15 protein-coding genes are annotated in these 19,229 nt (G+C 39.3%); 2 read left to right on the forward strand and 13 right to left on the reverse strand.

Annotation, left to right across the window (positions count from 1 at the left end; genetic code table 11):
- Positions 1–126: 126 nt before the first annotated feature.
- The gene (mutH, locus tag ACJJVZ_RS15575; protein ID WP_077537176.1) at positions 127–798 is read left to right on the forward strand and encodes a DNA mismatch repair endonuclease MutH; all 672 of its coding nucleotides are present in this window, start codon (positions 127–129) and stop codon (positions 796–798) included.
- A 311-nt stretch (positions 799–1,109) separates the two neighbouring features.
- On the opposite strand, the gene eno is transcribed toward mutH, so the two are convergent.
- The 5 genes from eno to rlmD all read right to left on the reverse strand — a co-directional run bounded on the left by eno (position 1,110) and on the right by rlmD (position 8,586).
- Complete coding sequence (eno, locus tag ACJJVZ_RS15580; protein WP_405601765.1) at positions 1,110–2,408, reverse strand: phosphopyruvate hydratase; 1,299 nt, start codon at positions 2,406–2,408, stop codon at positions 1,110–1,112.
- Between the two features lie 101 nt (positions 2,409–2,509).
- Positions 2,510–4,144 (reverse strand): CTP synthase, encoded by a 1,635-nt coding sequence (locus ACJJVZ_RS15585; protein WP_405601767.1) that lies wholly within the window; start codon positions 4,142–4,144, stop codon positions 2,510–2,512.
- A gap of 154 nt (positions 4,145–4,298) precedes the next feature.
- Entirely contained in the window at positions 4,299–5,093 is a 795-nt protein-coding gene (gene mazG / locus ACJJVZ_RS15590) for a nucleoside triphosphate pyrophosphohydrolase (protein WP_405601770.1), read from the reverse strand.
- Between the two features lie 2 nt (positions 5,094–5,095).
- A complete protein-coding gene (gene relA, locus ACJJVZ_RS15595; RefSeq protein WP_405601771.1) occupies positions 5,096–7,252 on the reverse strand; it encodes a GTP diphosphokinase in 2,157 nt (718 codons plus the stop codon).
- Between the two features lie 8 nt (positions 7,253–7,260).
- Positions 7,261–8,586 (reverse strand): 23S rRNA (uracil(1939)-C(5))-methyltransferase RlmD, encoded by a 1,326-nt coding sequence (gene rlmD / locus ACJJVZ_RS15600; RefSeq protein WP_405601773.1) that lies wholly within the window; start codon positions 8,584–8,586, stop codon positions 7,261–7,263.
- A 123-nt stretch (positions 8,587–8,709) separates the two neighbouring features.
- On the opposite strand from rlmD, the gene barA reads away from it, so the two are divergent.
- Positions 8,710–11,496 (forward strand): two-component sensor histidine kinase BarA, encoded by a 2,787-nt coding sequence (barA, locus tag ACJJVZ_RS15605; RefSeq protein ID WP_138586626.1) that lies wholly within the window; start codon positions 8,710–8,712, stop codon positions 11,494–11,496.
- A gap of 224 nt (positions 11,497–11,720) precedes the next feature.
- Here barA and pdxJ read toward each other — a convergent pair whose 3' ends face one another.
- The 8 genes from pdxJ to ACJJVZ_RS15645 all read right to left on the reverse strand — a co-directional run bounded on the left by pdxJ (position 11,721) and on the right by ACJJVZ_RS15645 (position 19,227).
- The gene (gene pdxJ, locus ACJJVZ_RS15610) at positions 11,721–12,452 is read right to left on the reverse strand and encodes a pyridoxine 5'-phosphate synthase (protein WP_182703275.1); all 732 of its coding nucleotides are present in this window, start codon (positions 12,450–12,452) and stop codon (positions 11,721–11,723) included.
- A 22-nt stretch (positions 12,453–12,474) separates the two neighbouring features.
- Positions 12,475–13,167 (reverse strand): DNA repair protein RecO, encoded by a 693-nt coding sequence (gene recO, locus ACJJVZ_RS15615; protein ID WP_077537168.1) that lies wholly within the window; start codon positions 13,165–13,167, stop codon positions 12,475–12,477.
- A gap of 20 nt (positions 13,168–13,187) precedes the next feature.
- Complete coding sequence (gene era, locus ACJJVZ_RS15620) at positions 13,188–14,120, reverse strand: GTPase Era (RefSeq protein ID WP_182703276.1); 933 nt, start codon at positions 14,118–14,120, stop codon at positions 13,188–13,190.
- Positions 14,110–14,787, reverse strand: a complete 678-nt coding sequence (gene rnc, locus ACJJVZ_RS15625; RefSeq protein WP_182703277.1) for a ribonuclease III — start codon at positions 14,785–14,787, stop codon at positions 14,110–14,112. The genes era and rnc overlap by 11 nt, the downstream gene beginning before the upstream one ends.
- A 2-nt stretch (positions 14,788–14,789) precedes the next feature.
- Positions 14,790–15,725, reverse strand: coding sequence for a signal peptidase I (gene lepB / locus ACJJVZ_RS15630; RefSeq protein WP_273046457.1), 936 nt, complete (start codon positions 15,723–15,725; stop codon positions 14,790–14,792).
- Between the two features lie 16 nt (positions 15,726–15,741).
- Entirely contained in the window at positions 15,742–17,532 is a 1,791-nt protein-coding gene (lepA, locus tag ACJJVZ_RS15635; protein ID WP_405601777.1) for a translation elongation factor 4, read from the reverse strand.
- Positions 17,533–17,807: 275 nt separating this feature from the next.
- A complete protein-coding gene (locus ACJJVZ_RS15640) occupies positions 17,808–18,257 on the reverse strand; it encodes a SoxR reducing system RseC family protein (RefSeq protein WP_405601780.1) in 450 nt (149 codons plus the stop codon).
- A gap of 19 nt (positions 18,258–18,276) precedes the next feature.
- The gene (locus tag ACJJVZ_RS15645) at positions 18,277–19,227 is read right to left on the reverse strand and encodes a MucB/RseB C-terminal domain-containing protein (RefSeq protein ID WP_077537162.1); all 951 of its coding nucleotides are present in this window, start codon (positions 19,225–19,227) and stop codon (positions 18,277–18,279) included.
- Between the last annotated feature and the right edge of the window lie 2 nt (positions 19,228–19,229).

Consider the following 19,229-nt stretch of genomic DNA (forward strand, 5'->3'; position numbering starts at 1 on the left):
ACTTTTTATCGTGTGTAAAATTGCACCACCGACACCATGTACAAAAAACACACAAACGCAAAGATATCCACGGCTTAGCTGATTTGCTATCATGGCAATGGTATTTATTCAACCTAAATTAGTAATATGCGACCAACAAAACCACATTCAATTAATGATCTAATAAAGCGGGTTAATAATATTGCAGGGCTTACGCTTGGCCAATTAGCGAATGAATATAATTTCAAAACACCGGATGATTTATTACGAGAAAAAGGCTGGACGGGTCAACTAATAGAATATGTTTTAGGCGCGACAGCAGGCTCTAAACCCCTTCCTGATTTTGAAGATTTAGGTATTGAGCTAAAAACACTGCCAATTTCATACAAAGGAAAACCGCTAGAAACAACATTTGTATCGGTCACACCATTAGTGAATGTTACAGGAATGACATGGCATGCTAGCAGTGTGCGTAAAAAGCTAAACCATGTTTTATGGTTACCCATTTTAAGTGAGCGCGATATAGCACCATTTGATAGAACAATTGGCAGTGGCTTTTTATGGCAACCCACACCAGAACAAGACGCTTTATTACAGCGTGACTGGGAAGAGCAAATGGAGCTTATTGCACTGGGTAGAGTTGATGAAATATCAGGTCATTTAGGTGATGCAATGCAAATTCGCCCAAAAGCTGCCCATAGTAAAATAGTAACCGATGCCATTGGTCCTAATGGGCAAATAATTAAAACCCTACCCCGTGGGTTTTATTTAAAAACGAGCTTTACTGGTGATATTTTAAAGCAGCAGTTTCAGCTTTAAGTGTGTTATAAAATATTAATTGTTGAGCCATTTTTGTGGGTACCCTCTTTTCGCACTGCGTGCGCGCGTTAGCAAGCTTAACGCCTACAACTTGTACTCATCTTTTTGAGTAAAAGCTGTAGGCGTAAAAAGATTTCTACATTTGCGAGAATTTTATAACCTTAAATTAAAAAACAGCGTGCTCGCGTCAGCAAGCTTAACGCCTACAACTTGTACTCATCTTTTTGAGTAAAGTATCTGGCATAAAAAATCCCCGCTTATGCGAGGATTTTACAGTCTAAACTCAAAATCAAATTCTATATAAAATAGAATTACTGACCTTTAACTTCTTTTAAACCGTTGTACGGTGCTTTATCACCTAATTGCTCTTCAATACGTAGCAATTGGTTGTACTTAGCAACACGGTCAGATCGGCTCAATGAACCCGTTTTAATTTGACCTGCTGCAGTACCCACTGCTAAATCAGCAATGGTTGAATCTTCTGTCTCGCCTGAACGATGAGAAATAACAACCGTAAAACCAGCGTCTTTAGCCATTTTAATTGCAGCTAACGTTTCAGTTAAAGAACCGATTTGGTTAAACTTGATTAAGATTGAGTTTGCAATACCGTTGTCGATACCGCGTTTTAAAATCTTAGTGTTTGTTACAAATAAATCGTCACCAACTAATTGGATTTTATCACCCATTAGTTTAGTTTGGTGTGCAAAGCCATCCCAATCAGACTCATCAAGACCATCTTCAATAGATACGATTGGGTACTGCTCAGTTAGATCTTTTAAGAAGAAGTTAAATTCTTCAGAAGTGAACTTTTTACCTTCACCTTTAAGGTCGTAGATATTTGCTTCTTTGTCGTAAAACTCAGATGCAGCACAATCTAATGCAAGTGTAATGTCTTTACCTAGCTCGTAGCCTGCATTTGCAACTGCCACTTTAATTGCAGCAAGTGCAGCTTCGTTAGATGCTAGATTTGGTGCAAAACCGCCTTCATCACCCACAGATGTTGAGTGACCTTCTGCTTTAAGTACTTTTGCAAGGCTATGGAATATTTCAGCGCCCATGCGTAGTGCTTCACGAAAGTTTTTAGCACCAACTGGCTGAACCATGAACTCTTGAATATCTACCGAGTTATCTGCGTGTTCACCACCATTGATGATATTCATCATTGGCAGTGGCATTGAATAAACACCGGGTGTACCGTTTAAATCAGCAATGTGTTCGTAAAGCTCAACTTTTTTAGATTGTGCAGCGGCTTTAGCTGTCGCAAGTGATACAGCTAAGATTGCATTGGCACCTAATTTTTCTTTATTTTCAGTACCATCTAAATCCAGCATCACTTTATCAACAGTGCTTTGCTCTAATGCATTTTGACCAGCTAAAGCGTCAGCAATTTCTTTGTTAATATAACCAACTGCTTTTAATACGCCTTTACCTAAATAACGAGTTTTATCACCATCACGTAACTCTAATGCTTCGCGAGTACCTGTAGACGCACCAGAGGGTGCTGCAGCACGGCCCCATGAACCATCAGCTAAATATACATCAGCTTCAACAGTTGGGTTACCACGCGAGTCCATAATTTCGCGACCAATTACTTTTACGATTTCTGACATCTTGATTCCTCTATATTCCCAAAATGGTGAGTGCGGCTAACCTGAGTTTGGCTAGCCTTAGAAACAAAAAAGGCCGTGCAATATGCACGGCCTCTTTTAAATTACGAATTCGCTTTTTGATGGATATGAGCTGCGGCTACAAACCCTTCAAATAGCGGGTGACCATCACGTGGTGTTGACGTAAATTCCGGGTGGAATTGCGCGGCAATAAACCAAGGGTGATCTTTATTCTCGATAATTTCTACCAGTTTTTTATCTTCCGATAAACCAGTAAAGCTTAAACCTGCTTTTTCTAATTGCTCTACAAAGTTATTGTTAACTTCGTAGCGGTGGCGATGGCGCTCAACAATTTCGTCACTACCGTATACTTCATGCACTTTAGAGCCAGGTGTTAAGTGACATTTTTGTGCGCCTAAACGCATAGTGCCACCTAAGTCAGATTTTTCGCTACGTGTTTCAACGTTGCCTTCTGCATCTAACCACTCCGTAATTAGACCCACTACCGGTGCTGCTGATTTTGCATTAAACTCTGTTGAGTTAGCATCGCCAAGGCCCGCAACATTTCGTGCGTATTCAATTAGCGCAACTTGCATTCCTAAACAAATACCTAAGTAAGGCACTTTGTTCTCACGGGCATATTTAGCCGCTAATATTTTACCTTCAACACCACGACCACCAAAGCCGCCTGGTACTAAAATAGCATCTAAATGCGATAGTAACTCAACACCTTTACTTTCAAGATCTTGTGAATCTACATATTCAATATTAATTGTTAAACGGTTTTTAAGACCTGCATGCTTTAATGCTTCATTAACCGATTTATATGCATCTGGTAATTCAATGTATTTACCGACCATACCAATAGTCACTTCACCTGTTGGGTTAGACTCTTGATAAAGTACTTGTTCCCACTCTGCTAAATCAGCCTCTGGTGGATCTAGGTGGAAACGACGACATACAAAGTTATCTAGCTCTTGCGATTTTAAAAGCGCTGGAATTTTATAAATGCTGTCTACATCTGGTAATGAAATAACCGCTTTTTCTTCTACGTTTGTAAATAATGAGATTTTTGCACGTTCATTATTTGGCAATTTACGATCTGAACGACAAATAAGAATATCTGGTTGAATACCGACTGAGCGTAATTCTTTTACAGAGTGCTGAGTTGGTTTTGTTTTCACTTCGCCCGCAGGGCCTAAAAATGGCACTAACGTTAAGTGAATAAATAGCGCGCGTTCACGGCCAATTTCAGTTCCCATCTGACGAATTGCTTCAATAAACGGTTGTGATTCTATATCACCTACAGTGCCGCCAATTTCGACAATAGCAATATCATAACCTTCAGCACCGTCGTAAACACGTTGCTTAATATCGTTAGTGATATGTGGAATAACCTGAATAGTTGCACCTAGGTATTCACCTCGGCGCTCGCGACGTAATACGTCTTCATATACACGGCCTTGTGTGAAGTTATTACGACTAGTCATTTTGGTGCGAATAAAACGTTCATAGTGACCTAAATCAAGGTCAGTTTCTGCGCCGTCTTCTGTAACGTAAACTTCACCGTGTTGAATTGGGCTCATTGTGCCTGGGTCAACGTTGATGTAAGGATCCAGCTTTAAAATAGTAACATTTAAACCACGGGCTTCTAAAATAGCGGCCAGTGAAGCTGCGGCAATACCTTTACCCAACGAAGAAACAACTCCGCCAGTAACGAAGATAAATTTTGTACTCATGTGAACCCTAGAATATCAGGAATTAAAAGGAATATAACACCCAAAGAAGAGCCTAAGGGGATATCATCAAGACGGGGCGAAATTGTACCAAAACACAGCTTATCAATCCAGCTAAAAATAGTAAATGTGCGCACAAAAAATGTGCATAATTTTATTACAATTTTTTAATCGCATCCCATGCCCGATCCATTTCTTCAAAGGTGGCTGTATCTAAACTTTTGCCTTGCACGTGCAAATAAGCATTTACCTTTTCAAAACGCGCTGAAAACTTATCATTAGCGCTACGAAGCAGTTGTTCGGGGTCTCGTTTAACATGGCGTACAACATTAACAGTGGCAAAAAGTAAGTCGCCGAGCTCTTCCGCTGTGTGATCAGATAACGGGTCTTGCTCAATCGCTTCTTTTACCTCAAGTACTTCTTCGCTCACTTTATCAAGCGCACCATGATACGTTGGCCAATCAAAACCAAGAGAAGCCACACGTTGTTGGATTTTGTTAGCTTTACTTAAACTCGGCATATTAGCTGGAATATCTTGCCAAAAAGAAGGGGATTTTGTTTGTGCTCTAGCACTGCGTTCTTGTGCTTTTATTACTTGCCACTGCCGTGATAATTGCTCGTCTGTTAGCTCTTTTTTATCACCAAATACATGCGGGTGACGACGAGTAAGTTTAGTGTTTAGTTGCTCAATTACATCGTTAAAATCAAATAAGTTTTGTTCTTGGGCTAATTGAGCATAAAACACGATTTGAAATAACAAGTCACCCAATTCACCCTTAAGCTCACCTAAGTTGCCTGACTCAATACAGTCAGCCACTTCATAAGCTTCTTCTAATGTATGCGGCACAATAGATTTAAAATCTTGCTTGAGATCCCACGGGCAACCGTTTTTAGGATCTCGCAGTGTTTTCATTATGCTAAGAAGTTGCGTAAGCGCTGCATTATCATTCATGTTTAATGACCACGCTTGGCGTCATGAACACCTTCTATTTGATGCAATTTCGAAAGAACACGGTTGGTCCCCGATAAATCATGCACTTCTATTTGCATAGTAAAAATTGCTAATTGATTATCTGTTACCGTGTTTACATTCATATTAAGTACGTTTACTTTTTCATTTGCTAACACTGAGCTTATATCGCGTATTAACCCAGAACGGTCGGTGGCTTCTATTTTAATACTCAATGCGTACGAGCCGTTTATATCATCAGACCAACTAACAGAAAGCACACGCTCAGGATGCTGCTCTTTTAAGTTATTAAACGAATCGCAATCATCTTTATGTACGCCAATACCACGTCCTTGAGTAATATAACCAATAATTGCATCACCAGGTACTGGACGACAACACTTAGCCACGTGACTCATTAAGCTACCAACGCCATCCACTACAATGCCATTTTTATCGCCGCTTACTTTAGTCGGATTTTTAAAACGTATTACCGGCTCGTCTTCTGTACGATCGGTAACAAAGTTAAGCATTTGATTTAGACGCACATCGCCCGCGCCAATGGCAACCATTAAGTCATCAAGCTCTTTAAAATTAAAACGCTTAATCGCGGGTGCTAAGTCTTTATAATTTAAACCCAGCTTTTGCAGCTCGTTATCAAGAATATCTTTACCCGCACTGAGGTTTTTATCCCGATCGAGTTGTTTAAACCAGTGATGTATTTTAGCTCTAGCACGCGACGATTTGATGTAACCTAATGAAGGATTTAACCAATCACGACTAGGATTAGGTTGCTTTTGGGTAAGTATTTCTACTTGATCCCCAGTTGTAAGCTGATGCGTAAATGGCACTATTTTGCCAAACACTTTAGCACCAATACAACGATGACCAACGTTCGAATGAATATAGTAAGCAAAATCAAGCGGTGTTGCGCCAAGGGGTAAATCGATAATATCGCCGCTTGGGGTAAATATGTACACGCGGTCTTCGACTACTTGATTTTTAAGCTCTTCAGCTAAATCGCCACCATCAACGACTTCTTCTTGCCATTGCAGTAGTTTACGCAGCCAGCTTATTTTTTGCTCATAACCGGAGCCACGTCCAGGCAGTGCACCTTCTTTATATATCCAATGCGCTGCAACACCTAGCTCTGCATCTTGATGCATGTCTTGAGTGCGAATTTGTATTTCTACCGTTTTACCTTCAGGGCCAAATACCACGGTATGAATAGATTGATAGCCATTTTGTTTGGGCGTAGCAACGTAATCATCAAACTCTTTATTAAGATGACGCCAATTAGTGTGCACAATACCCAGCGCACCGTAGCAATCTTGCAAGCGTTCAACCACAATTCGCATAGCGCGAATATCAAATAATTGATCAAACTCGTAATTTTTTTGCGTCATTTTTTTATAAATACTGTAGATATGCTTGGGCCGGCCATAAACTTCAGCTTCAATACCCGCCTCACTCAAACGGCTTTTAACTTGCTCCACCATATCTTCCATATAAGCTTCACGCGCTAAACGTTTATCATCGAGTTGTTTAGCTATACTTTTGTATATATCTGGGCGTAAGTATCTGAACGATAAATCTTCAAGCTCCCATTTTAGTTGCCCTATTCCTAATCTATTTGCTAATGGGGCAAAAATATCAGCGGTTTCTTTGGCAGCAATAACACGATCTTCTTCATCGGCATCTTTTACGTTGCGTAAATGACATACCTGCTCAGCCAATTTAATAACCACCGCACGTACATCCTCAACCATGGTTAACAGCATTTTTCGAATATTATCGACTTGAACTGACCCTTTACCTTGATGCGATAAGGTACTAATTGTGGCCATTTGCGCAACACCTGTTAAAAGTATTGCCACGTTATTACCTAGCAACTCTTCAACGGTGTCGAGCGACACAACCTCATTTAAAAAATACGGTGTTAAATACGCAGTCGCTAACGATTCGGCATCAAGGTTTAGCTCAGCCAAAATTTCAACCATTTCAATGGCTGTATTTTGTTGCTTTTCGTTATTGCAGTTTACACACAGTGCTTGCGCCTGATTAAGTAATTCAGCTTTTTCAGCAGACAATCCGAGTTCTTTTAGACGAGTGGCAAAATCCCCCGTTTCATCTTGTTGATGCGATTGACGTGTAGCTACCATAATGCGCTTTACCTCCGTTGAAATAACGCCATAGTTTCAATATGCCCTGTATGAGGAAACATATTCATTAGCCCTATTTTATTAAGATCAAAACCTGCTTGCGATATAATAGCGCTGTCACGGGCTAAAGTAACAGGGTCGCAAGAGACGTATAAAATTGTTTTAAACTGCTTTAAAGGTAGCTGCTCCAATACAGCCATTGCACCAGTACGAGATGGATCTAATACGAGTACATCTAAATCTTTACTAAACCACAGCGCATTTTGAATTTTCTGCGTTAAATCAAAACAATGAAACTGCGCATTTGCAATAGAGTTAGTTTGCGCATTTTGCGCCGCCATTGCAACCGCTGAAGTAACCCCTTCTACACCTGTTACTGTTTTTGCTTGTTTTGCTAGCACGAGCGAAAAGTTGCCAATACCGCAAAATAAATCCAAGATATTTTCATCGCCATTTAAATTAAGCCAATCTACTGATTGCTTCAGCATAGCTTGGTTAACTTGTGCATTTACTTGGATAAAATTATCTAAACCGAATTCAAACTTAAGATTAAATTCTTCAAGATAGTAAAACGGCATTGCTAAATGCGAATGCTCAATTACATCACTCTCGCCTTGCCATACAATGTCATACTTATAATGCGAAGCTGCCTGCTCTACTAATGCTTTAAACTCATCAGAAATCACTTTTGTATGACGAATAATAACAAAGCTATGGTCATCACTTTCGCACAATTGCAGGTGGCTTATACTGTGCAGCGGCTTATGTTGATTAATTAAATCATCAAAAAGTGTAAATATATCTGCGAATGCTTCACTTAACACGGCACATTGATTAATACTTACAATATTTTTTGAGCCGCTTGCTCTGTAGCCCACACGCATTTTTTTAGCTGCTTTATCAAACATCACAGCAATACGTGCACTGCGCCTATAGTGTGTTGATTTACTTAATAACGGGGTTTGCCAGTTTAAGTTTTTTTGTTTTGCGAACTTTTCAAATAACTGATTAACCGCAGTTTGTTTTTCAGCAACCTGTTGGCTTGCCTCTAAATGCTGTAATTGGCATCCGCCGCAATGAGTATAGTGTTCACAAAAAGGCGCTACTCGTGCACCACTTGCTTTAATAACCTTGTGTGTAATTGCACTACTATAACGTGCTTTATCATCAACAAGCGTTGCTTTTACTTGTTCACTTGGTAATGCACCGCTTACAAAACACACTTTGTTATTGTATTTTGCGATACCACGTCCTTGATGATCCATTGCAGTAATATCAAGCACTACTGACTTTTGTTGTAGTGGCTTTTTTTTTGCTTTAAAAATTTGTGCCATTTGGCATTACCTTAAAATGGTTATAGGTTAAAACAATAAATGTACTGCTATAGCAGAGGCTTTGAGAATAGGTGTTGAAACGTATATACTCGAAACATACTAATAATGATAAACGTTCCCATTATGACTAAATTAGGCTTACGCGATTCTGTTTTAACACTGACCCTGATCCCGACGGTGATCATTGGATTATTGCTTGGTGGTTATTTTACAATAAATCGTTACATTGAGCTTGATGAAATTTTATATCAGCAAGGCGCCACTATTTCTGAGCCTCTTGCAATTGCGCTAGAGCAACCCTTATTTGAAAAAAACAAACAACTGCTCAGTCGCTTAATTAGCTATACGCACAATAAACATTCGCCAACGGTAAAATCCATAGCTATTTTTGATAATAATAACCAATTAATAATGACCAGCAACTATCATCGCTCTTTTGATAAGTTGATTAATCAAAAAGTGATGCAAAATTTAAATACAACTCAAATACAAGTTTCAGAAAAATTAGTTACTTTTTTCACTCCAATTATTAACCACTCCACCCATGACTCAAAATGGGATCCATCTGCATTTCACTCTCCGTTAGGAACGGTTATTTTACAGCTAAATAAAGACCAAGCTGTAATAGGGCAACAGCAAGCATTACTAGTGAGCGGTATTGTCATTATTTTATCTTTGATATTTGCCGCTATTTTAGCATTTAGATTAAGCCGTATGTTTATGACGCCGCTTAATAAGTTAGTACTCGCAACCGACAAGCTTGTTGAAGGAAAAAGAAGTACCGGCCTAAACGAGAGTATGATTGGCGAGTTTGAATTACTTCGAGAAGGTTTAAATACTATTGCCCATACTATGGTGATGCAAAAAGATGAAATGCAAAAAAACATAGATCAAGCAACCAGTGACTACCGTGAAACACTAGAACAATACGAGACTCAAAATATTGAGCTCACAATGGCAAAAAAAGAAGCGCAAGATGCTAACCGTGTTAAATCTGATTTTCTAGCCAAAATGAGCCACGAATTGCGCACCCCCTTAAATGGGGTAATGGGCTTTACTCGCCAACTTTATAAGACGCCACTTAATAAGCATCAAAAAGATTACCTCGATACAATTATGCTTTCAGCCAATAGTCTAATGACCATTATTAGCGATATTTTAGACTTTTCTAAATTAGAAGCCGGCGCAATGGAACTTGAGTCAATTCAGTTTCAATTACGAGATGCTGTTAACGAAGTAATGACGTTGCTAGCACCAAGTGCTCACGATAAGCAGCTTGAGTTATCAATCTATATAAACTCACAAGTGCCTGATGATTTAACTGGCGACCCTACTCGCTTTAAACAAATACTCATTAACCTCTTAAGTAATGCCATAAAATTCACCGAAAAGGGCTCAATTAAAGTCGATATAAGTTACCGATTACTCGATGAAGAACGCGCATCGGTATTAGTCGCCGTTACCGATACCGGCGTAGGCATCCCAATGGATAAGCAAGATTCTCTATTCACTCCATTTGGTCAAGCCGATTCAAGCATAACGCGTAAGTTTGGTGGAACAGGCTTAGGGCTTATTATTACCAAGCATATTGTTGAAGCAATGAGCGGGCGTATAACACTCAACTCAGCGCCTGGTAACGGAACATGCTTTACTTTCAACAGCATATTTAGATTACCCAATCATGTATTCACAAATGATTTGCCTAGTAAATCGCTTGTTGGTAAGCGTATTTTATATTTAGAGCCTCACGAACACACGCATCACGCAGTGTTGTCGTTATTAACACAATGGCAAACCAACGTTACCGCTTGCTTTAACGAAACAAGCTTTTTAGATGCGATAAAAAATCAAGAGTTTAAATACGATGTTTGCTTAATTGGACACATGGCGTCTGTTGATGACATGCAAAGACTAAAAAGCTACGTTAAAGCAGTGCGCGACTCTACTGATTACTTGTATCTAATGCTAAATACTGTTTCGCATAATATGCGTGAAGCATTTATTGGCAGTGGTGCAGACGCCTGCTTAAGTAAGCCTCTCAATCATCGCAAATTGTGTGAAGTGCTGGCAGCGCCTTACCGCCTTGATCACCCTGTTCATAACATCGAACAAAATGAGCAGCAGTTACTGCCACTTAAAGTGCTTATAGTGGATGATAATGACGCGAACTTAAAACTAATTTGCACCTTACTTGCAGAGCAAATTGAAGCAATGGACACAGCTCATAATGGCTCTCAGGCCTATAGTTTGAGCAAAAGTCATAAATACGATGTCATCTTTATGGATATTCAAATGCCGATTATGGACGGCATCACGGCATGTAAACTAATACAAGAATCATCATTGAATGAAGATACCCCTATTATTGCCGTCACAGCTCATGCACTGCATAGTGAAAAAGAACAGCTGCTTAAAGATGGCTTTAAAGGCTACCTAACAAAGCCAATTGATGAAGATATGTTAAGACAGATTATTAGCGATCACAGCCCACAAACACCAATCAATCGCGATAAAAGTAAAAAGAATACTCCACAGAGCCCTGCACCATTTGAAAGTAATCGTATTGACTGGACTCTTGCGTTACAGCGCGCAGGTGGGAAAAGTGAGCTCGCGTTAGAAATGCTTAATATGCTGTTGTTAAGCGTACCAGAGACCCTTAATTTACTCATTAAAGCTATTGATGACAAAGATTGCCAGCAAGTACTCACTATCGTTCATAAATTTCATGGTGCATGTTGCTACACAGGCGTGCCAAAGCTTAAATCATTAGCTGAAACAATAGAAACATCACTTAAAAGTGAATGTACTTTAGATAATATTGAGCCTGAGCTTTTTGAACTGCAAGATGAGCTTGAAAATTTATTGATTGATGCAAAAATTAATGACAAAAGCAAAAAAGACGCACTATAAGTAAGCGCGTCTTTTAAAAAATAATTAACCTGAACTCTGGTTAAGATATTTACTAATATATTGAATCATAATGATATTTAAATTTATTTTTCTCTAGCCAGAGATTTTCAGTGAAAACATGGCGAACTTACGCATCAATAGCTGGCCTATTGCAAGTAAATTCAACGTAGTTAGCGCTGAAAATAGCTGCTTAAGATAGATTTATTATCCAGAGTTCAGGTTAATTAAGTACGTGCTTCAAGCATTAAGCGTTTCATATCACGAACCGCTTTATCTAAACCATCAATGGCTGCGCGGGCAATAATAGCGTGGCCAATGTTTAGCTCATAAATCTCTGGCATAGCGGCAATTGGTTTTACATTGTGATAATGAAGGCCATGTCCTGCATTTACAATTAAGCCAATACTGGCTGCATATTTCACGCCTTCACGAATATGTTCAAGCTCTTTATTTAAATCAGTATCATTTGTTGCATCAGCATATGCGCCAGTGTGTATTTCTACATAAGGCGCACCGCATACTTTTGCCGCATCTAATTGTGCAATATCCGCATCAATAAACAGTGATACTTTAATCCCAGCTTGGGTTAATGTTTTAGTTGCTGCTTTTATTTTTCCCATATTACCCGCGACGTCTAAACCACCTTCTGTGGTTAACTCTTCACGTTTTTCAGGGACTAGGCAAACATATTCAGGTTTTATATCAAGTGCTATTGCAATCATTTCATCAGTAACAGCAATTTCAAAATTCATCCGTGTTTGAATCGTTTTAGCCATTACATAAACATCGCGATCTTGAATGTGGCGACGATCTTCACGTAAATGAATAGTGATGCCATCAGCACCAGCATGCTCAGCAACACTTGCCGCATGAGCAGGATCAGGATAAGTCGTTCCACGCGCTTGGCGAAGCGTTGCAATATGGTCAACGTTTACACCCAAAAGAATATCTTTCATTATTTTACCTGTAAAATTACGTTTATTGAGTAGCCGCAAATAGCTCACGACTTTTTAATGGCTTGTTACCTAATAAAGGCTTTAACAAATATCGACTTAATTGTTTTGCCATATATAACACATCAGTTTGGCTAAAGTCATGATTTGCTATTGCATTTAATTGTAAACCACTAAAACCAGAGCGATTATCATCTTGCACTAAAAATCCAAACTCAGGGAAATAGCTATACGTTTGCTTTTCATCTATTGGCTCACCACTGGCGTCAAAACTAAAATCGACTCCATAACCAAGTAGTTCTAATAATTGAAATTCGTACGAACGAAGCACTGCTTGTAAATTAGCACCACTGTTTAAATTTTCTAAATGTGTTTTATAAAGTTCAAAAACCTGCTCTATAGGCTCGTTTATAGGCACAATCCGGTTAGTTAACTCATTTAAATAAAAGCCGCAATAAAGTTCATCACCTTTTAAAAAAAGTGGTGCGCCGTGTAGCTCAAATTTATTGATGTACTTTAGATCGTACTTGCCACTGTAATGAACAAGCAGGGGTTGAAAAGGTTGTAACTGGGCTTTGTGTTTAGTGGCCTGGCGGCCACTAATTCGTGCAATCATTCTAAGCTGACCAACACCTTCTACTAACATATCAAGCATTACTTGCGAGTCACTATAAGGACGTCGATGTAATAAATAGGCAGTGTAGAAATCGCTATCCATATACTAGGTAGCTTTTTAGTTTAGTCTTCACCGTAACCTAAGCTTCGAAGTGCTCGCTCGTCATCAGCCCAACCTGATTTAACTTTTACCCAAAGCTCTAAAAACACTTTATTATCAAGCATTTCTTCGAGATCTTTACGCGCTTCACGGCCAATAACTTTAAGCTTTTCGCCCTTATTACCAATAACCATGCGCTTTTGAGTTTCACGTTCGACTAATATTAATCCGTTGATGTGCCAAATACCATTTTCTTGCCATTTAAACTGTTCTATTTCAACAGTAACTGAATATGGAAGCTCTTCACCCATGAAGCGCATTAGCTTTTCACGAATAACTTCAGCCGCCATAAAGCGCATTGAACGATCGGTTACATAATCATCAGGGAAGTAAAATTCACATGGCTGTAAACGTTTAGTTACTTCAGCCTTAATCAAGTCTATGTTCTTACCTTGCTTTGCAGATACCGGCATGATGCCTACAAAATCAAACTTATCACCTAGCCACTTCATGTGCGGTAACACAAGATCGCGGTCTTTAACTTGGTCAATTTTATTAATAACTAATAATACCGGCTTACCACTTTGTGATACTTTGTTAAGTACCATATCGTCATCAGCATTCCAGTGAGTGCCTTCGACAACAAATATAATAAGCTCTACGTCACCAATTGAACTTGATGCTGCACGGTTCATTAAACGGTTAATGGCACGCTTTTCTTCAACATGTAACCCTGGCGTATCGATATAAATTGCTTGGTATTTACCTTCGGTATGAATACCCATAATACGATGGCGGGTGGTTTGCGGTTTGCGAGAGGTAATGCTCACCTTTTGCTCAATGATTTCATTAAGTAAAGTTGATTTACCAACGTTTGGACGTCCTACAATAGCGACCATGCCACAAAACGTATCTACATCGCCGTCATGAGGTTGTATTAGAGTATCAAGATTCATTTTTAATTATCTTCAATGCTTTTTCAGCAGCTTTTTGTTCGGCTTTACGGCGCGAGCTACCAACAGAAATTATGCTATCCATTCCATCAACAATACATTCAACCGTGAATGTTTGATTGTGTGCTTGGCCTTGTGTATCAACCACAGTATAGCCTGGCAAAGGTAACTTACGGCCCTGTAGATGCTCTTGCAGCAAGGTCTTCGGATCTTTTTGATTAAGCCCTGGTGAAATAGCATCCAAGCGTGATTCATACCACGCCAATATTAGTTCGCCACAGCGCTCAATACCTGAATCTAAAAATGCAGCGCCAATAATAGCCTCTACAGCATCAGCAAGGGTTGACTCACGGCGGAATCCACCACTTTTAAGCTCACCTGGACCTAGGCGCAGGTAATCACCAAGACCAAATTCAAGTCCAAATTCAGCGAGTGTTTGACCACGTACAAGCGTTGAGCGCATGCGACTTAAATCGCCTTCACGCGCTTTAGGAAATTTAGCATAAAGCGCATTCGCTATTACAAAGCTCAAAATAGAATCGCCTAAAAACTCTAGTCGTTCATTATGTTGACCTTTATGACTGCGATGCGTCATTGCCTGTTCAAGTAAACCTTGATCAGCAAATTCATAGCCAATTTTATTGTATAGTTCGGTTACATTTTTTTTCATTGTTACTGAATATTACCTAGGCGTTCAAAACGAACACCAGTTGGAACCCATCCTGGTAAAATATCATCTGGGCCATTCTCAAATTCAAAACTCATCCATATAAAGACAGCTTTACCCACCAAGTTTTCTTTTGGTACAAAGCCCCAAAAGCGACCATCTTGGCTGTTGTCGCGGTTATCACCCATCATAAAATAATGATCAGCAGGAACAACCCATTCATCAGCAGGCGTACCTGGTTGCTGATAATAACGCCCTTTTCTTTCAGGTGTTTGTGGGTTAATTAAAATATCATGCGTAACCGTGGTCAAATTTTCACTTACACGTGCAAGAGGCATCGGGCCTTGCTTAAATTCGTCATCATTAATTAATTTAAAATCAATTTTGTTAAATTCATTACATAAAAGCTCACCTTTTCGGGTTTCACCTTCACTGCAGTTTGGCTGGATATATAAGCGTTTATCACGATAAACAACTTTATCTCCAGGCAAGCCTATTGTACGTTTAATATAGTCAACTTTATCATCTAGCGGGTATTTAAATACAACAATGTCACCACGCTCAGGTTCGTCCATTTCAACCAACTGAGTACGCCAGACAGGGTCTTTTATACCGTATGAATATTTTTGTACTAAAATAAAATCACCTACAAGCAAAGTAGGCATCATCGAACCGGATGGAATTTGAAACGGTTCAAAAATGAATGATCTAAAAATAGTAATAGCAGCAATCATCGGAAATATCGACTTTGCAGTTTCTGTTATTACTGGCTCTGGCGCTATTAATGCCGCTGTTTCTTCATCTAACGGAGCACCGGCAGACGTTTGCGCTATTGCTAGACGCGCTTGTCTTTTAGGTGCAAACATTAAGTGATCTATTAACCATATCAAACCTGAGCCTAGGGTTAATAGCACCAATAAAACTGAAAAGTAACCGGCCATTTATAATCCTTTGTTTTTATTTACCAACTTTTAAAATAGCTAAAAACGCTTCTTGAGGCACTTCTACATTGCCCACTTGCTTCATGCGTTTTTTACCATCTTTTTGCTTTTTAAGTAGTTTTTTCTTACGACTTACATCACCACCGTAACACTTTGCAATTACGTTTTTACGCAACTGTTTTACCGTGGTACGTGCGATAACATGCTGCCCTATCGCTGCTTGAATCGCAATATCAAACATCTGACGAGGAATAAGCTCTTTTAATGCATCAGCTAACTGACGACCACGAGATTGTGCACCATCTCTGTGTGCAATAATTGCAAGCGCATCAACACGCTCACCATTAATTAAAATATCAACCCGTACCATGTCTGACGTTTGGAAGTGCTTAAAGTTATAATCTAGCGAGGCAAAACCACGGCTAGTTGATTTTAATTTATCAAAAAAGTCCATGACCACTTCAGCCATAGGTAGCTCGTACGTAACAGCTACTTGCTTACCGTGATAGGTCATTTTGGTTTGGCTACCACGCTTTTCGATACACAAAGTAATTACATTACCTAGGTATTCCTGTGGTACCAAAATATTAGCTTCAACAATCGGCTCACGTATTTCTACGATGTCATTTACTGCGGGTAAATCAGAAGGATTATCGATTTGGAAAGTACGTTCGTCCTTAGTTACGATTTCATAAATTACTGTTGGTGCTGTGGTAATTAAATCAATATCGTATTCGCGCTCTAAACGCTCTTGAATGATTTCCATGTGCAGCATGCCTAAAAAGCCACAGCGGAAACCAAAACCAAGTGCCGTTGAATTCTCTGGTTCAAAGAATAACGACGCATCGTTTAAGCTTAATTTGTTAAGTGCATCACGGAATGATTCATACTCATCTGATGCAATTGGAAACATACCCGCATAAACCTGTGGTTTTATTTTTTGAAAGCCAGGTAAGCGAAGTGGTGCCGCATTTTTTTGATGTGTTATCGTGTCGCCCACTGGCGCGCCGTGAATTTCTTTAATGCCAGCAATGACGAAGCCTACTTCACCCGTACGTAAAAGACCGGTGTTAGTTTGCTTAGGTGTAAATATACCTACTTGGTCGGCTGTGTGAACATGCTCATTAGACATGATTTTAATTTTATCGCCAGTGCGTAATTCGCCATGCTTAATACGCACTAGTGATACAACGCCTTGGTATGGGTCAAACCACGAATCAATAATAAGTGCTTGTAGAGGTGCATCTTTGTCACCTACTGGCGGTGGAACATCTCTAACAATCATTTCGAGCACTTCGGCAATACCAACACCAGTTTTAGCGCTACATTGCACTGCATCAAGGGCATCAATACCAATTATTTCTTCAATTTCTTCTGCTACTCGAAGTGGATCCGCCTGCGGTAAATCGATTTTATTCAGTACAGGGATTACCTCTAATTCCATTTCAATAGCCGTGTAGCAGTTAGCTAATGTTTGTGCTTCAACACCTTGGCCGGCATCAACAACAAGCAGTGCACCTTCACAAGCTGCTAAAGAACGCGATACTTCATAAGTAAAATCAACATGCCCTGGAGTATCGATGAAATTAAGTTGGTAAGTTTCACCATCATTCGCTTTGTAATTCAACGTTACACTTTGCGCTTTAATGGTAATACCACGTTCGCGCTCAATATCCATTGAATCCAAAACCTGTTTTTGCATTTCACGGTCGGTTAAACCGCCACAAACTTGGATCAAACGATCTGAAAGGGTCGATTTACCATGGTCAATATGGGCGATGATCGAAAAATTACGGATATGCTTCATAAACTGGATTCTATACTTCTATTTTAATGGACTAACTATGAATACCTAAGTGACTTGAAAATACTTACTTTAGGATGCGATGAATTCAGCGTGTGTGTAACAGACTTTACTCATGTTTTTTCAGATGGGTTTAAAATAATTCATTTCTTTAATAACAATAACTTAGGCTTAGCTAAATTAAATATTTCACCAGATAAAATTAATTTTAAAAACCACTGTCCCCTGTATTTCCAAGTTACTTTGGTGTAAAACGACAATTTTACATTTAATTGGCGTCAATCACCATCTATTTGAGTTAAAGGGATACTAATTGGGTGAATTTTTATTACTTTTATATCGTGTTTAAGTGATTTAACGCGTGTTTTAGCTATAAAAAAGCCAAACATTCCACCAATAATCGCAGCAAGTATTTGCCAGCCTTCAGATAGTAAAAACAACTCTGATGTAATCAATGCAAAAATGAGGCTAAGAAATAGTGGAAGCATGTACACAGCAAAAGCGTGCTTTACAACATGGCTATCATCTAGGGAAAGGGTAATCTTTTGACCGACCTCAACAGGTGAGTCAAATTTATAGGGAAGTGTTTTTTTTTCTGTACCAAACAATTTGCTAAATACTTGTGAGCCACAACGACCATTACACCCTTCGCAAGCTTGTTTTTGCTGCGCTTCTAAATGTGCAGTGTGGCCATTTAAGGCCACAATGGTGAGAGTTTGTTCAATCATAACAATCCTTACGAATCGCTTATAATGCGCGAGTCACTGACTCAGCAATTGCTTTTGCAGTCATGCTCGGGACATTACCAACAACCGATACATCAAAATTACCACCATTATGCACGTATACAGTCGTTGCGCCAGACGTTAATGCACCGCTTAAGCGCTTACCTGGTAACGGGCGCTGTATAAATACCGATACATCAACAAAACCATCTGAAAACAAGTAGTAATCTGTTAACTCATTATTTAAATCTAATTTATGTCTATCAGATTTTAATAGCTTAAAACCATCAGGTAACCAACTGATTTTCCAGTTTGTTACTGCACTATCTGTATTTTCGATAGCACTTTCAGGTAAAGGAGTCGGAAAATCGCGATTAAGCACCTCAAGTAACATAGGTGCAGGCTGCTCTGTAACACTAATATGTGTTAACTGCAGTTGCTCCAACGCTTCACCTTTATGATTAACATACGCCGCTTTTAATAATAACGACGACTCCATATCAAGCCAAATCCAGTAGTTATATTTGTACTCATCTTTGGATTCAATACGCACTAATTGAGCCGCTCGACCTGCAATACGACCTTTTCCACCAAGTACAAAGTCATAATGTGCACTTAATCGTTCAATATTTTTAAATAGTACTTCAGGAATTGGACCCGCAATCGAGTCTGTTTTAAGGGAATAGGGTTCTGATTGTGGCTCGAAATAAGTCACCTGATCATTAACGCGAACCATTTCAAGGCCAGCGCCATTGAGTAAGCTTAAATGCTCAAGTTCTGTATTGCCTTGTTTGGCATGGACCCAGCGATACGGCTCCATCGTTTTACCTTTCACAACAACAAACGAAGCATCAAAGTTACGATTATGAACGGCATTAGCCATTTCGAGTAATAGGTTTTTTGCAGGGTTTGTGTCGCTAGCAAGTACATTAAAACTTAGTGCTAACGACAGAACAAAAGTGATTACTTTCATTT

The sequence above is a fragment of the Pseudoalteromonas sp. Ld19 genome, from assembly GCF_045064135.1.
Lineage (GTDB): Bacteria > Pseudomonadota > Gammaproteobacteria > Enterobacterales > Alteromonadaceae > Pseudoalteromonas > Pseudoalteromonas aliena.

Bases quoted from the DNA above. Each gene is read 5' to 3' on its own strand.
- mutH (WP_077537176.1), top strand. From the start codon at position 127: ATGCGACCAACAAAACCACATTCAATTAATGATCTAATAAAGCGGGTT.
- eno (WP_405601765.1), bottom strand. From the start codon at position 2,408: ATGTCAGAAATCGTAAAAGTAATTGGTCGCGAAATTATGGACTCGCGT.
- ACJJVZ_RS15585 (WP_405601767.1), bottom strand. From the start codon at position 4,144: ATGAGTACAAAATTTATCTTCGTTACTGGCGGAGTTGTTTCTTCGTTG.
- mazG (WP_405601770.1), bottom strand. From the start codon at position 5,093: ATGAATGATAATGCAGCGCTTACGCAACTTCTTAGCATAATGAAAACA.
- relA (WP_405601771.1), bottom strand. From the start codon at position 7,252: ATGGTAGCTACACGTCAATCGCATCAACAAGATGAAACGGGGGATTTT.
- rlmD (WP_405601773.1), bottom strand. From the start codon at position 8,586: ATGGCACAAATTTTTAAAGCAAAAAAAAAGCCACTACAACAAAAGTCA.
- barA (WP_138586626.1), top strand. From the start codon at position 8,710: ATGACTAAATTAGGCTTACGCGATTCTGTTTTAACACTGACCCTGATC.
- pdxJ (WP_182703275.1), bottom strand. From the start codon at position 12,452: ATGAAAGATATTCTTTTGGGTGTAAACGTTGACCATATTGCAACGCTT.
- recO (WP_077537168.1), bottom strand. From the start codon at position 13,167: ATGGATAGCGATTTCTACACTGCCTATTTATTACATCGACGTCCTTAT.
- era (WP_182703276.1), bottom strand. From the start codon at position 14,120: ATGAATCTTGATACTCTAATACAACCTCATGACGGCGATGTAGATACG.
- rnc (WP_182703277.1), bottom strand. From the start codon at position 14,787: ATGAAAAAAAATGTAACCGAACTATACAATAAAATTGGCTATGAATTT.
- lepB (WP_273046457.1), bottom strand. From the start codon at position 15,725: ATGGCCGGTTACTTTTCAGTTTTATTGGTGCTATTAACCCTAGGCTCA.
- lepA (WP_405601777.1), bottom strand. From the start codon at position 17,532: ATGAAGCATATCCGTAATTTTTCGATCATCGCCCATATTGACCATGGT.
- ACJJVZ_RS15640 (WP_405601780.1), bottom strand. From the start codon at position 18,257: ATGATTGAACAAACTCTCACCATTGTGGCCTTAAATGGCCACACTGCA.
- ACJJVZ_RS15645 (WP_077537162.1), bottom strand. From the start codon at position 19,227: ATGAAAGTAATCACTTTTGTTCTGTCGTTAGCACTAAGTTTTAATGTA.